Genomic DNA, 13,724 nt, shown 5'->3' on the forward strand with positions numbered 1-13,724 from the left:
CTTGGCAAACACGGCATAAGTAACGTGAGCAATTATCACACAACTGTTTGCTTTTGATAAACAAGTGAAACAAAACCAACACTTTACGAATCTCTACAAGCATAATAAATAAATTCAACTATCATTCATATTGTGAATGTATACGGAGTGAAAGCGTGGAGTATAATAATTTACCAGCCAAACGACTGAATGAACCTGGTGGCGAAGACAAGCCGCAAATTTTTCGGACTTTACGTAATATTGATCTCAATTTACTGACTATTTTTGAGGCAGTATATGTCCATAAGGGTATCGTTAACGCTGCGAAAATTCTTAATCTCACGCCATCAGCAATAAGCCAGTCAATCCAAAAGCTACGCGCTATATTTCCTGACCCGTTATTTATCCGCAAGGGCCAGGGGGTAACGCCGACGGCTTACGCCACGCATCTCCACGAGTACATCAGCCAGGGGCTGGAGTCGATTCTGGGCGCGCTGGATTTAACCGGGAGCTATGATAAGCAGAGAACCATCACCATCGGCTGCTCTCCTTCTGTGGGTGTGCTGGTGATGCCGGCAATCTTCCAGGCCGTGAAAGAACATGCTCCGCAGCTCCTGCTTCGCAACGTGCCGCTCAATGAACCTGACATTCAGCTTGCGCAGTTCCAGACGGACCTGATTATTGAAAGCGGCAGCTTCAGTGCCAGAGCGCTGGGGCAGAACGTGCTCTATGCAGATAACCTGGTGCTGGTTTGCCGGCAGCAGCATCCGGTTCTCAGCGAACCGCTGACCATCGAAAACCTGCGCAACTACGACCACTCGTCTTTCATGACCGAAGGGCAGTCTAACCATGCGCTTCGTCAGCGTATTGATGAAATTTTCCCGGAACGTCAGATCAGCTTCAGCAGTTACAATATGTTCACCACGGCATCCCTGATCGGCAGCAGCGACATGCTGTGCGTTATGCCATCACGCCTGTATGGCCTGCTACGAAAATGCTGGCCGCTGGAGAGCATTCCGCTCAGTCAGCTTAATGCGGAATCTATCGAGATTTCACTGCATTACAACAAGCTGAGTTTGCGCGATCCGGTCCTGGAAAACGTCATCCGCATCATCCGTCAGGCCTTCTGACAGGTTTAGCCAGCACAAGCCCCTGCAACTGGCAGGGCAAAAGGCACAAAACAACAACTATTTTACAAATTGGCGATCTGGCAGGCTGCTTTAACGACCGTTTCAATGATATACTGCCTGTCGTTCGTTCAAAAATAGTTGATAAATACAACATTCCCTTGAATTGAAACGCTTTCCTTCGATATTCGCAACTGGAACACGCACGCTATGAGTAAACCCATTGTGATGGAACGCGGTGTTAAATACCGCGATGCCGATAAAATGGCCCTTATCCCGGTTAAAAACGTGGCTACAGAGCGCGAGGCGCTGTTAAGAAAACCGGAATGGATGAAAATCAAACTTCCGGCCGACTCTTCGCGTATCCAGGGGATCAAAGCGGCGATGCGCAAGAATGGCCTTCACTCCGTATGTGAAGAAGCCTCTTGTCCGAACCTTGCTGAATGTTTCAATCACGGTACCGCGACGTTTATGATTCTGGGTGCTATCTGCACCCGCCGCTGCCCGTTCTGCGATGTTGCTCATGGCCGTCCAGTCGCACCTGATGCTAACGAACCCCAGAAGCTGGCGCAGACCATCGCCGACATGGCGCTGCGTTATGTGGTGATCACCTCCGTTGACCGTGACGACCTGCGTGACGGTGGTGCTCAGCACTTCGCCGACTGTATTACAGCTATTCGCGAGAAGAGCCCTAACATCAAAATCGAGACGCTGGTGCCTGACTTCCGTGGCCGTATGGACCGCGCGCTAGATATCCTGACCGCAACGCCGCCAGATGTGTTTAACCACAACCTGGAGAACGTGCCGCGTCTCTACCGTCAGGTCCGCCCGGGCGCAGACTACAACTGGTCTCTGAAACTGCTGGAGCGTTTCAAAGAAGCGCATCCGCATATTCCGACCAAGTCTGGTTTGATGGTGGGTCTGGGTGAAACCAATGAGGAAATCATTGAGGTGATGCGCGATCTTCGCCGCCACGGTGTAACCATGTTGACCCTGGGACAGTATCTGCAGCCAAGCCGTCACCACCTGCCGGTACAGCGCTACGTGAGCCCGGACGAGTTCGATGAAATGAAAGCCGAAGCGATGGCGATGGGCTTCACCCACGCTGCCTGCGGCCCATTCGTTCGCTCCTCCTACCATGCCGATATGCAGGCAAAAGGCGAAGAAGTTAAATAATGCTGTAATATTCTTTTACAGTAATACAAAAAAACCGGCCTCATGAGCCGGTTTTTTTCGCAAGCCCTCAGGCGTTGCTGTCACTCTTTGTGAGAAAGCTTGTCTGCCGGGACGTCATCCTCGGCGCTTTTCTTCGCCGCTGCATCATCGTCGTTCATCGCTTTCTTAAAGCCTTTGATGGCAGCCCCCAGGTCACCACCCAGCGTGCGTAACTTCTTGGTACCAAACAGCAGGACGACCAGTGCGGCAACCACCAGCAGTTTGGTAATACTAATCTCACCCATAGATACCTTCTTTACTTAAAACAGGCTGCATTCAGCGCCAAAACCTGACTGTATTAACGGTCATTTAGCGCGTGCACACAATAGCAATCTGTAACAAGGTGAATCAAGCGTTGTTGAAAAAAACATCACAATAATTGCGGTGGCGCAAACCGACGATTGCGAAGAACGGGTAATTGCTGACGCGCAAGTGAAATTCTCTCTAAGTTTATCTCCGCCACCAGCAAATGCGGGGCTTCAGCGGCGGCAGCGATCGTCACCCCCAGCGGATCAACCACCCTGCTTTGCCCGATGTTTTTCGTGCCACATTCCCCTGCGGCAACGACATAGCAGGTTGTATCCAGCGCCCGCGCCGCAAGCAGCGTTGCCCAGTGGTGCTCTTTTAACGGCCCTCTGACCCACGCGGCGGGCAGTACCAGTGCGTCCGCCCCCTGCAGCGCCAGATGGAGCGCCAGCTCGGGGAAACGCAGGTCATAGCACGTCATCAGCCCAATCTTAAATCCGTCAATCTCCAGCAGCGGGGGGATACCTTCTCCGGGGTCAACGCGACGCGACTCCTGAATGCTGAACGCATCATAGAGATGAAGCTTGGCGTAACGTGCGACAATGGCCCCGCCACGAATAGCCACAAGCGTATTCACCGCGCGACCCGGCGTTGAGGGAACATGGATCGTTAAGATCGTCGTCATCGTATTGCCCGCGCTCTGGGCGAGCAACTGCTGTAAAAATTCGCCGTCCAGCGGCTGTGCGGACTTCACGGATAAATCCGGGTCATTATCATCCCGGGCCAGCAGCGCCTCGGGGAGAACCAGCAGCGACGCCCCTTTCTGCCGGGCCTGCTTCATCAGGTCGACGCACGTGAGCGCATTTTCACGCCAGTCAGGCGTGACCACAAATTGCCCTACCGCAACATACATATTTGTCCCCTCATCATAAACGGCGTTAAACTCGCTTCTCTTACACATCAAATAGCAGGTATTTAGCGTGTTACAACTACTTTTAGCCGTTTTTATTGGTGGGGGAACGGGTAGCGTTGCGCGATGGTTTCTGAGTATGCGGTTTAACCCCCTGCATCAGGCGATTCCCATGGGGACGCTTGCCGCTAACCTGATTGGTGCCTTTATCATCGGCATGGGGCTGGCCTGGTTTAACCGAATGACGCACATCGACCCGATGTGGAAGGTATTGATTACCACCGGATTCTGCGGCGGTTTGACAACCTTCTCAACCTTTTCTGCGGAAACGGTTTTTCTCTTTCAGGAAGGCCGTATCGGCTGGGCGCTGATGAATATGGCGATTAACATGCTCGGCTCCTTTGCGATGACGGGGATCGCATTCTGGCTATTTTCTTCCGCAAGCGCGCATTAACAGCCGAACCGTTAATGTTGGCTTAATTTTTCTCTGTCACTCTGGATGTTGTACAGAACGAGGGTGACAGAATGAAACAGAGTCTGATGAGCGCAGGAATGGTGTTGTTGAGCGTGCTGATCGTAGCCAGCTTTCTGAAAATGTATCTGCTTGGCTGATTCAAAACGAAAAAAACCCGCTCAGTGAGCGGGTTTTGAAATTCTTGCTGACGCGTCTGAATTACAGAGCGATTACGTTAGCAGCAGAAGGGCCTTTGGCACCGTTAGTGATTTCGAACTCTACGCGCTGACCTTCAGCCAGAGTTTTGAAACCATTAGACTGGATTGCAGAGAAGTGTACGAACACGTCTTTGCTGCCATCTTCAGGAGTAATGAAACCGAATCCTTTGGACTCATTAAACCACTTAACGTTACCTTTAATCTTAGACATCAAAATTACCTTTACATTAAAAAACGACACAAATGCTGTGTCGGTTATCAGTACATCAATTGTGGGACCTTTTGTCCAGCGGATCTTTGATAAAAAGTGACTAAAGTCGCGTTAATTTTCACTGACAGATTTTTATCGCTTATGAATCAACGCCTGCGCGTTTTTTCACCACCACTTCACATTTTGTCAGTTAAAACTGAAAACGCATCCAGGCGAAGTAAACGTTTCCGTTGTTGTAAGTCCCCGGGATGTAGGTCATCTGGAACGTTGCGGGGCCATAGCCAATCGAGGCCAGCGGCAACAGCACCGGGATCGGGATGTAGTTCCAGTTATCACGTGCAGTGACCCCGGCGGTATAGCCCAAACCGACGTGGAAGTTCTCGTCCGCTAGCGGACGCCAGGTTTTCTCCCAACCATATCCCCCAATCGGCTCCCATTTATTAAACGAGTCTTTGAAGGCCATCAGATAGATGCCATGCCAGTTGCCTTTTTCATCCCAGCGAGACTGGCCAAAACCCGCGCCCCACGGACGCTCGTTGTATTTATCGGTTTTCTCTTTGTCATAAGCAAAACGCGCATGCCACGTTATTGCCGGAACATAGAGATCGTAATGTTCAGGTGCCGTCCATGTCTGGGAAACATTATCTGTAAAGGTTGAGAACCAGCCTTTATCCGCCGCGTTGCCTTCTGCCTGTGCAACAGAAGAAAACGTTAACTGCCCAAAAATAAACAACAAAATAGAGAAAAAAGTATTACGTACGATCACAATGCAATTACCATTCTTAGTATTCGAGGCAAAGTTTACCATAAAATAGTTGAATCAAGGCTTAACAGCATCGGCGTTATTCCTAATTATTCGGCCTCTTTCCGGGAATATTCTTAAAGAAAGCCAGAGATAGGTGCAAATAAACCCACAAGGGGTGTGACTTTTCACATTAAGCTTTGTTAATCAGCAACATGCAAAACCATACAAAACATTAACAATTTGTTATCATTAATGGGACATGTTGCGCTATTTCTGAGGGTCAAGGGCCGCATGACATAAATGTATGGGCCATGGCAAAACACAGTTGTTCGGTTCTCTAGTCGTCTGTTTATTGATTTTAATCAGCAAGAACAGGCCAATTATTCGGCACATTTTCATCCTTCTTTTTTTATTGATTTTTTGTGCTCCATTGCAGCAGAGATACAGGGGAAATCATGCTTACGTTATTCGAGCTCCTTATTGGCGTCGTCGTCATTGTCGGCGTCGCGCGCTACATCATTAAAGGCTACTCGGCCACGGGCGTATTATTTGTTGGCGGTTTAACGCTGCTGATTATCAGCGCAATAATGGGGCACCAGGTGTTACCAGCCAGCGCGACCAGCACCGGTTACACCGCTACAGATATTGTTGAATACATTAAAATATTGCTCATGAGCCGCGGCGGCGATCTGGGCATGATGATCATGATGCTGTGTGGTTTTGCAGCCTATATGACCCACATCGGCGCCAACGACATGGTCGTTAAGCTTGCCTCCAAACCCCTGCAGTACATCAACTCGCCGTATCTGCTGATGGTCGCCGCCTATTTCCTTGCCTGCCTGATGTCGCTGGCCGTTTCGTCGGCTACCGGACTTGGCGTACTGCTCATGGCGACGCTGTTCCCGGTCATGGTGAACGTCGGTATCAGCCGCGGTGCGGCCGCGGCAATTTGCGCGTCCCCGGCGGCCATTATTCTCTCCCCAACCTCCGGCGACGTTGTGCTGGCGGCAAAGGCGGCGGAGATGTCACTCATTGACTTCGCCTTTAAAACCACGTTACCGATCTCGATTGTTGCCATCGTGGGCATGGGTATCGCGCATTTCTTCTGGCAGCGCTATCTCGATAAGAAAGAAAACATCAGCCATGAAATGATGGACGTGAGTGAAATCACCACCACCGCTCCCGCGTTCTATGCCATTCTGCCGTTCACCCCGATTATCGGAGTGCTGATTTTTGACGGCAAATGGGGTCCACAGCTGCACATCATCACCATTCTGGTCATCTGTATGCTGCTGGCCGCCGTGCTGGAGTTTGTACGCGGTTTTAACACACAAAAAGTCTTCTCAGGTCTGGAAGTGGCATATCGCGGTATGGCGGATGCCTTCGCTGGCGTGGTGATGCTGCTGGTTGCGGCAGGCGTTTTTGCCCAGGGTCTGAGCACGATCGGCTTTATCCAGAGCCTGATTTCTATCGCCACCTCGTTCGGCTCGGCCAGTATTATCCTGATGCTGGTTCTGGTGGTGCTCACCATGCTGGCGGCCATGACCACCGGTTCAGGTAATGCGCCTTTCTACGCCTTCGTTGAGATGATCCCGAAACTGGCCCACTCATCCGGTATTAACCCGGCCTATCTCTCCATTCCCATGCTGCAGGCGTCAAACCTGGGCCGTACCATTTCTCCGGTGTCGGGCGTGGTCGTTGCCGTTGCCGGGATGGCGAAAATCTCGCCATTCGAAGTTGTCAAACGCACCTCAGTACCCGTTATGGTTGGCCTGATTATCGTGATTATCGCCACGGAAGTGCTGGTACCCGGCGCGGCCTAAGCTAAATTAGGGATATCCAAAAAGCGCCTGCGGGCGCTTTTTGTGCTTTAATAACTTCCAGAAATTAATCGTGCTCATTCGATCAGGAAATCATATGTTCAGGAAGGATATCGTCATCCCGTCTGGCGCAATGGCGCTTGCTCTCTGTCTCTTCTCCGCACAGGCGGAACCGCTGAAGGCAACACAGTATGGCGATTTCGATCGCTATGTGCTGGCTCTCTCCTGGCAAACCGGGTTTTGCCAGAGCATGGTCGAGCGCAACCGTAATGAACCTGACGAATGTCGCCTGCAAAAAGAGCGCGAGAATAAAGCCGATTTTCTGACCGTTCACGGGCTATGGCCCGGCCTGCCGAAATCAATTGCCGCGCGCGGCGTGGATGAACGTCGATGGATGCGTTTCGGCTGTGCCACACGTCCGATTCCGAACATGCCGGAAGTGAAGGCCAGCCGCAAATGCGATGCCGCCGAAACCGGGCTGTCGCTTTCCGCTGCCGCAAAGCTCAACGACGTGATGCCGGGCGCGGGCGGGAATTCCTGCCTAGAACGCTACGAATATGCCAAACATGGCGTCTGCTTTGGTTTCGACCCCGATGCCTATTTCGGCACGATGGTGCGGATGAACCAGGAAGTTAAAAGCAGCGCGGTCGGTAAATTCCTCGCCGATAACTACGGAAAACCCGTCAATCGCAGCGACTTTGACAGTGCCGTTGCCAAAAGCTGGGGCAAGGAGAACATCAAAGCGATCAAGCTGACCTGCAACGGCAACCCGGCGTATCTCACCGAGATGCAGATTTCCCTGAAGGCAGACGCCATTAATAGCCCGCTTTCAGCGGCGTCATTTGCACCGCAGCCACATCCGGGTAACTGCGGAAAACAGTTCGTGATTGATAAAGCCGGTTACTGATCTACCGTCGGGCGCACCATATCAAACCGGTTTTCGTCACTGATGCCATAGTACGCCGTCGGCCCACCCGCACGCAGGATGGGCTGCGCTTTGGCCGTCTGGTATATCCCCTCTTCCAGCAGCGTTTCGGCAATATGGATACCGACCACCTCACCCAATACCAGCCAGGTATCGACCGGCGTGCCGTCGGCACCGGTAAGCTGAATGCACTGCGACAGGCGGCACTCAAAGTTCACCGGGCTTTCTGCGACGCGGGGCGCGTTAACCAGCCGGCTGGCCGCTGGCGTTAGCCCGGCGAAGCTAAATTCATCCCGATCGTGGGGAAGCATCGCTGAGGTTTGGTTCATCGCCTGCGCGAGATCGCGCGTCGCCAGGTTCCAGACAAACTCTTTTGTCTCGGTAATATTCCGCACGCTGTCCTTCCAGCCGTTGCTGGAAAAACCGATGATCGGCGGACGATAGTTAAAGCAGTTAAAGAAGCTATAAGGCGCGAGGTTCAGCTGACCGGCACTATCGCATGAGGAGATCCATCCGATCGGACGTGGACCAATAATGGCGTTCAGCGGATCGTGCGGCAGACCGTGACCCTGAGACGGTTGGTAGAAATACATAATTCTCTCTCGTTGGTGGGCAACGCCCGGGTTCAGGACGTTCAGCGTAACGCAATCCGCCGGGAATGCAGACTGAATAAATTTCAGTGAAAATTCATATGGACCATGAATGTGACCTTCATCACTTCAAACTTGCGCGCTCAGCCAGTATCATCGGGAGAGTTAAACCCTCGCTGCCAGACGGCGAGGGTTTTCTTTTGGATCGGTTTCTGCGTGACACGCAGCATTAACGACATGGAGTAAAAATGTCCAGACCTACAATTATCATCAATGAGCTCGACGCAGAACGTATCGACAGATTGCTGGAAAAAGCTGAGTTTGCCTCACTTCCCGTGGCCGACGCCCTGAATGAGGAGCTCGACCGGGCGCAAATGTGCACGCCTGAGTCAATGCCGCATGACGTGGTCACCATGAACAGCCAGGTAAAATTCCGCAACCTGACCACCGGCGAAGAGCTGACCCGCACGCTGGTTTACCCGGCTCAGATGACCGACAGCAGCGCCCAGCTTTCCGTGCTTGCGCCTGTGGGTGCCGCGCTGCTCGGTCTGCGCACGGGCGATACCATCCACTGGGAATTGCCGGGCGGCGCCTCTGCCCATCTTGAAGTGCTGGCGTTGCTCTACCAGCCAGAAGCCGCGGGCGATTACCTGCGTTAACCTCTTCTGAACAAGCGCCTCCGCGTTGCACAGAGGATGCAGCCGCATCCTCTTTCCGCAAATTCACCCCATTTTCCTATATCGCGCAAAGCGGCCTTCATCCACGCTTAATCTGTTTTGGTGCCGCGGGGACGGTCATGAGTGAGATACTGGTTATCACACTTATTTTTCTGATTTTTGTGGCGATTATCGTCACGGCGGTGCTCTACCTTGAACGCCACAGGTAAGCGAGCACTCATGCAACCCCACCCGGGAAAGCGTTCACCAGGCCCTTCACTTTCTGCTCTGCGGCCTCGGGCGTTTCTGCTCCGGGGACCAGAATCACCTTCCGGCACTCCTCCTCCCGTTTTTCGAATACCTTATAGGCGCGTTCCGCATCAGCAAGGGGAAGATAATGGGTCACGATCTCTTCCGGCGTAAGCAGCCCTTTTTCGATCAGCGGTAGCAGCTCACCCAGCCAGGCATGGACGTGCGTCTGGCCCATCTTAAACGTCAGCCCCTTATCAAAGGCATCGCCAAACAGGAAGCCATGAATAAACCCGGCGTACACGCCGGGTACGCTAACCACCCCACCGCGTCGAACGGCCGCAATGCACTGCCGCAACGCTTTGCCGCTGCTGCCTTCAATCTTAAGATTGCTGAGGATCGTTTCGGTGGTGCTGCCTTTCGCTTCGAACCCTACCGCATCAATCACGGCGTCAACACCGCGCTGGCCCACGGTCTGCTCGATGATTTTTTCCGCTGCGTCGTTATCATCATCAAAGTTGATGGGGATAGCGCCGTAACGCGCCTCGGCAAAGCGCAAACGGTACGGGTGGTGATCGATAACAAAGATCTGCTCCGCTCCCAGCAGCCGCGCGCAGGCAATGGTCAGTAGCCCCACCGGCCCGGCGCCGAAAACCGCTACGCTTGAGCCTTTTTCAATCTGCGCATTTTTTGCCGCCTGCCAGGCCGTGGGTAAGATATCGGAAAGGAACAGCGCCTTGTCATCGGAAAGGAGCTGCGGGACCTTAAACGGCCCGACGTTGCCTTTTGGCACGCGGACATATTCTGCCTGTCCCCCCGGTACGCCGCCGTAGAGATGGCTATAGCCAAACAGCGCGGCCGGCGCGGGGATTTGCTTTTTGTTCAGCGCGGCGCCCTGCCCGGCATTGGTATTTTCACAGGCCGCGTATTGCTGCAGGCGGCAAAAGAAACAGTCCCCGCAGGCGATGACAAAGGGGATCACCACCCGATCCCCTTTTTGCAAATTCTTCACCTCTGAGCCGCACTCGACGATTTCCCCCATAAACTCATGGCCAAAAATGTCGCCGTGCTGCACCTTCGGGATCTTTCCGCGATAGAGATGCAAATCGGAGCCGCAGATCGCCGTGGCCGTGACGCGCAGAATGATATCGTCGGGCTGTTCGATGATGGGATCGGGGACATTCTCGACGCGAACATGGTGCGGACCGTGATACGTAAGTGCTTTCATGCGACCTCCGAAAGGTTCCAGGTAAGTGTATAAGGGTAGCTACCCCTCAAGGTCTGCCCCGGAATACGGGCCTTTTGAGATTTATCCTGGTGAGATAAGAAAACTGACGGAGCGCTTACAGAAACCATCTATATTATATGGTTAAATAAGTTCAGCGTTTATAAACAAGGAGAAACGGGTATGTATCAGAGAATCATTATGCCGGTTGATGTTTTTGAGATGGAGCTGAGCGACAAGGCCGTTCGCCATGCGGAGTTCCTGGCGCAGCAGGACGGTGTCATCCATCTGTTGCACGTCCTGCCGGGCTCCGCCAGCCTGAGCCTTCACCGCTTTGCCGCCGACGTGCGTCGCTTCGAAGAGCATTTGCAGCATGAAGCGGAAACCCGTCTGCAGACCATGGTCAGCCACTTCAGCATCGACCCTTCAAGGATCAAAACGCACGTCAGATTCGGCAGCGTACGCGATGCGGTAAACGAACTGGCGAACGAGCTGAAAGCAGACGTGGTGGTCATCGGTTCGCGCAACCCTTCCATTACCACGCATCTGCTGGGCTCTAACGCCTCCAGCGTGATCCGCCACACCCACATACCGGTAATGGTCGTAAGATAAAAAAAAGAGGCCACCTTTCGGTGGCCTCTCGCTATTGCAGGTGTAGCCTTACTTTCTTCTGTTATGCGCTTTTGGTGCGGATCAGATAGTCAAACGAACTCAGAGACGCCTTCGCCCCTTCGCCCGTGGCGATGATGATCTGTTTGTACGGCACGGTGGTGCAGTCGCCCGCCGCAAACACGCCCTTCACGCTGGTTTCACATTTCGCATCGATGATGATTTCGCCCATGCGGTTGCGCTCAATCGCGCCTTCCAGCCAGGTGGTGTTTGGCAGCAGACCAATTTGCACGAAGATCCCTGACAGCTGAACGCTGTGCACATCGCCGCTCACGCGGTCACGGTATTCCAGTCCGGTCACTTTGCTGCCGTCGCCCTTCACTTCCGTGGTTTGCGCGTTCAGGACGATATCGACGTTTTTCAGGCTGCGAACTTTATCCTGCAGAACCTGGTCGGCCTTCATCTCTGGCGCGAACTCCAGAAGCGTAACGTGTTCAACAATCCCCGCCAGGTCGATAGCCGCTTCCACGCCGGAGTTACCGCCGCCGATCACCGCCACGCGTTTGCCTTTAAACAGCGGGCCGTCGCAGTGCGGGCAGTAGGTCACACCTTTGGTACGGTACTGATCTTCACCCGGCACGTTCATGTTGCGCCATTTCGCGCCGGTGGCAATGATAATGCTGCGCGCTTTCAGCACCGCGCCGGACGCGGTTTCAATCTGGTGTAAACCACCCTCGACCGCAGCCGGAACCAGCCTGCTGGCGCTCTGGCTGTCGATTACGTCCACGTCGTAGTCGCTGACGTGCGCCTTCAGCGCCCCCGCCAGCTTCTGGCCTTCGGTCTTCGGCACGGAGATGTAGTTTTCGATGTCTACGGTATCCAGCACCTGGCCGCCAAAGCGTTCGCCCATCAGGCCGGTACGAATGCCTTTACGCGCGGAGTACACCGCTGCCGCCGCACCCGCAGGGCCGGAACCGACAATCAGCACGTCGTAGGCATCGCGTTTGTTCAGCTCTTCTGCCGCACGTTTCTCTGCGCCGGTATCCACTTTGGCAACGATTTCGGTCAGCGTCATGCGGCCCTGGCCGAACTCTTTGCCGTTCATGTAGACCGCCGGAACGCCCATCACGTTGCGATCGGTGATTTCATTCTGGAAGGTACCGCCGTCAATCGCCGTGTGCTTAATGCGCGGGTTCAGAACCGACATCAGGTTCAGCGCCTGCACCACGTCCGGGCAGTTGTGGCAGGAGAGCGAGTAATAGGTTTCAAACTCGAAATCACCGTCGATATCGCGGATCTGCTCCAGCAGCGCCTGCGCTTCTTTTGACGGATGACCACCGGTCCACAGCAGCGCCAGCACCAGTGAGGTAAATTCGTGGCCCAGCGGAGAACCGGCAAAGCGCGGCCCCTGGTCGGAGCCTGGGTTGGTAATCAGGAAAGAGGGCTTACGAACCGGCAGCGCGTTGTCTTCTTTGAAGGTCACTTTCGGCGACAGTTCGGCGATCTCCGCCAGTAGCTCTTTGATCTCTGCCGATTTCGCGCTGTCATCCAGCGTAGCAATCAGCTCAACGGGTTTGGTCAGTTTCTCAAGGTAGGCCTTGAGCTGGGTTTTCATATTTGTGTCGAGCATTGTTCTTCCCTCTCTTAAGACGTCATCATGCAAGCTGCCTTATACGGGCGGCCTGAATGCAACTTGCATCATGGTGCTGGAATGAAATGGGCGCGGGTGCGCCCATTGATTGCCGGGTGGCACTTCGTTTACCCGGCCTACGATACTGTAGGCCTGTGCAAGCGCAGCGCAGCCAGGCTTTACAGACTTAGATCTTGCCGACCAGGTCCAGGGATGGAGCCAGCGTCGCTTCGCCTTCTTTCCATTTCGCCGGGCACACTTCGCCTGGGTGAGAAGCCACGTACTGAGCGGCTTTCACTTTACGCAGCAGGTCAGAAGCATCACGGCCGATACCTTCAGCGGTAACTTCGATAGCCTGGATAATGCCCTGCGGGTCAACAACGAAGGTGGCGCGGTCAGCCAGGCCTTCATCTTCACGCATGTTTTCGAAGTTACGGGTCAGGGCGCCAGTCGGGTCACCGATCATCGCGTATTTGATTTTCGCGATGGTTTCAGAGCTGCCGTGCCATGCTTTGTGGGTGAAGTGGGTATCGGTAGAGACAGAGTAAACGTCTACGCCCAGCTTCTGCAGTTCGTCGTAATGGTCTGCCACGTCGCCCAGTTCAGTCGGGCAAACGAAGGTAAAGTCAGCCGGATAGAAGAAGAAGACGCTCCAGCGGCCTTCGGTATCTTTCTCGGTAACTTCGATGAACTCACCGTTTTTGAACGCCTGGTTTTTGAATGGTTTAATTTTGGTATTAATCAAAGACATCTGTACTTCCTCCGTGTTTTCGTTGAGATGTAAGGTAACCAACTTTATTCATCGGGGCTAATGCATATGCTTTATCAAATCAATCAGCCAAACCTTACAACGTCGACAAGACAACAAGGTGAACCTTTTACAGGAAAGCCTGAAAGTAAAAAGGCCGCCTCAAC

16 protein-coding genes are annotated in these 13,724 nt (G+C 53.4%); 8 read left to right on the plus strand and 8 right to left on the minus strand.

All coding sequences use genetic code 11. The features are described from left to right. Positions 1-155: 155 nt before the first annotated feature. Both NQ230_RS17260 and lipA read left to right on the plus strand, forming a co-directional pair. Complete coding sequence (locus tag NQ230_RS17260; protein ID WP_121425462.1) at positions 156-1,109, plus strand: YbeF family transcriptional regulator; 954 nt, start codon at positions 156-158, stop codon at positions 1,107-1,109. A gap of 207 nt (positions 1,110-1,316) precedes the next feature. Beyond that, positions 1,317-2,282: a lipoyl synthase gene (gene lipA / locus NQ230_RS17265; protein WP_024907012.1), complete on the plus strand. Its 966-nt coding sequence runs from the start codon at positions 1,317-1,319 to the stop codon at positions 2,280-2,282. Between the two features lie 80 nt (positions 2,283-2,362). Here the strand turns inward: lipA and tatE are convergent, their stop codons facing one another. After that, positions 2,363-2,566 (minus strand): twin-arginine translocase subunit TatE, encoded by a 204-nt coding sequence (gene tatE, locus NQ230_RS17270; RefSeq protein ID WP_023310742.1) that lies wholly within the window; start codon positions 2,564-2,566, stop codon positions 2,363-2,365. Between the two features lie 125 nt (positions 2,567-2,691). Then, positions 2,692-3,480, minus strand: a complete 789-nt coding sequence (locus tag NQ230_RS17275; protein ID WP_257258387.1) for a deaminated glutathione amidase — start codon at positions 3,478-3,480, stop codon at positions 2,692-2,694. Positions 3,481-3,547: 67 nt separating this feature from the next. Here NQ230_RS17275 and crcB point away from each other — a divergent pair, with 67 nt between their 5' ends. Continuing rightward, a complete protein-coding gene (crcB, locus tag NQ230_RS17280; protein ID WP_008501029.1) occupies positions 3,548-3,931 on the plus strand; it encodes a fluoride efflux transporter CrcB in 384 nt (127 codons plus the stop codon). A 219-nt stretch (positions 3,932-4,150) separates the two neighbouring features. On the opposite strand, the gene cspE is transcribed toward crcB, so the two are convergent. Both cspE and pagP read right to left on the minus strand, forming a co-directional pair. Further along, positions 4,151-4,360 carry a transcription antiterminator/RNA stability regulator CspE gene (gene cspE, locus NQ230_RS17285; protein WP_002439184.1) on the minus strand — a complete coding sequence of 70 codons (210 nt, stop codon included), beginning with the start codon at positions 4,358-4,360 and terminating at the stop codon, positions 4,151-4,153. A gap of 190 nt (positions 4,361-4,550) precedes the next feature. Continuing rightward, entirely contained in the window at positions 4,551-5,168 is a 618-nt protein-coding gene (pagP, locus tag NQ230_RS17290; protein WP_168979849.1) for a lipid IV(A) palmitoyltransferase PagP, read from the minus strand. A gap of 392 nt (positions 5,169-5,560) precedes the next feature. Between pagP and dcuC the strand changes: the two genes are divergently transcribed. Both dcuC and rna read left to right on the plus strand, forming a co-directional pair. After that, entirely contained in the window at positions 5,561-6,928 is a 1,368-nt protein-coding gene (gene dcuC, locus NQ230_RS17295) for an anaerobic C4-dicarboxylate transporter DcuC (RefSeq protein ID WP_021242585.1), read from the plus strand. 130 nt (positions 6,929-7,058) lie between these two features. Then, positions 7,059-7,832, plus strand: a complete 774-nt coding sequence (gene rna, locus NQ230_RS17300; protein ID WP_370686473.1) for a ribonuclease I — start codon at positions 7,059-7,061, stop codon at positions 7,830-7,832. On the opposite strand, the gene NQ230_RS17305 is transcribed toward rna, so the two are convergent. Beyond that, complete coding sequence (locus NQ230_RS17305) at positions 7,826-8,443, minus strand: flavin reductase family protein (RefSeq protein WP_121425467.1); 618 nt, start codon at positions 8,441-8,443, stop codon at positions 7,826-7,828. The genes rna and NQ230_RS17305 overlap by 7 nt on opposite strands. Positions 8,444-8,688: 245 nt before the next feature. Between NQ230_RS17305 and rnk the strand changes: the two genes are divergently transcribed. Together rnk and yldA are read left to right on the plus strand one after the other, a co-directional pair. Then, complete coding sequence (gene rnk, locus NQ230_RS17310) at positions 8,689-9,099, plus strand: nucleoside diphosphate kinase regulator (RefSeq protein ID WP_023334880.1); 411 nt, start codon at positions 8,689-8,691, stop codon at positions 9,097-9,099. A gap of 137 nt (positions 9,100-9,236) precedes the next feature. After that, a complete protein-coding gene (gene yldA / locus NQ230_RS22940) occupies positions 9,237-9,326 on the plus strand; it encodes a small membrane protein YldA (RefSeq protein ID WP_283771125.1) in 90 nt (29 codons plus the stop codon). An 8-nt stretch (positions 9,327-9,334) separates the two neighbouring features. Here the strand turns inward: yldA and NQ230_RS17315 are convergent, their stop codons facing one another. After that, on the minus strand, positions 9,335-10,573 hold the full coding sequence (locus NQ230_RS17315; RefSeq protein WP_257258391.1) for a zinc-dependent alcohol dehydrogenase: 1,239 nt from the start codon (positions 10,571-10,573) through the stop codon (positions 9,335-9,337). Between the two features lie 180 nt (positions 10,574-10,753). Here NQ230_RS17315 and uspG point away from each other — a divergent pair, with 180 nt between their 5' ends. Continuing rightward, positions 10,754-11,182, plus strand: coding sequence for a universal stress protein UspG (uspG, locus tag NQ230_RS17320; protein WP_023310731.1), 429 nt, complete (start codon positions 10,754-10,756; stop codon positions 11,180-11,182). 61 nt (positions 11,183-11,243) lie between these two features. Here the strand turns inward: uspG and ahpF are convergent, their stop codons facing one another. Together ahpF and ahpC are read right to left on the minus strand one after the other, a co-directional pair. Then, positions 11,244-12,809, minus strand: a complete 1,566-nt coding sequence (gene ahpF / locus NQ230_RS17325; RefSeq protein WP_257258393.1) for an alkyl hydroperoxide reductase subunit F — start codon at positions 12,807-12,809, stop codon at positions 11,244-11,246. A gap of 187 nt (positions 12,810-12,996) precedes the next feature. Further along, positions 12,997-13,560 (minus strand): alkyl hydroperoxide reductase subunit C, encoded by a 564-nt coding sequence (ahpC, locus tag NQ230_RS17330; protein ID WP_010428492.1) that lies wholly within the window; start codon positions 13,558-13,560, stop codon positions 12,997-12,999. Positions 13,561-13,724: the final 164 nt, after the last annotated feature.

The organism is Enterobacter asburiae (assembly GCF_024599655.1).
Lineage (GTDB): Bacteria > Pseudomonadota > Gammaproteobacteria > Enterobacterales > Enterobacteriaceae > Enterobacter > Enterobacter asburiae_D.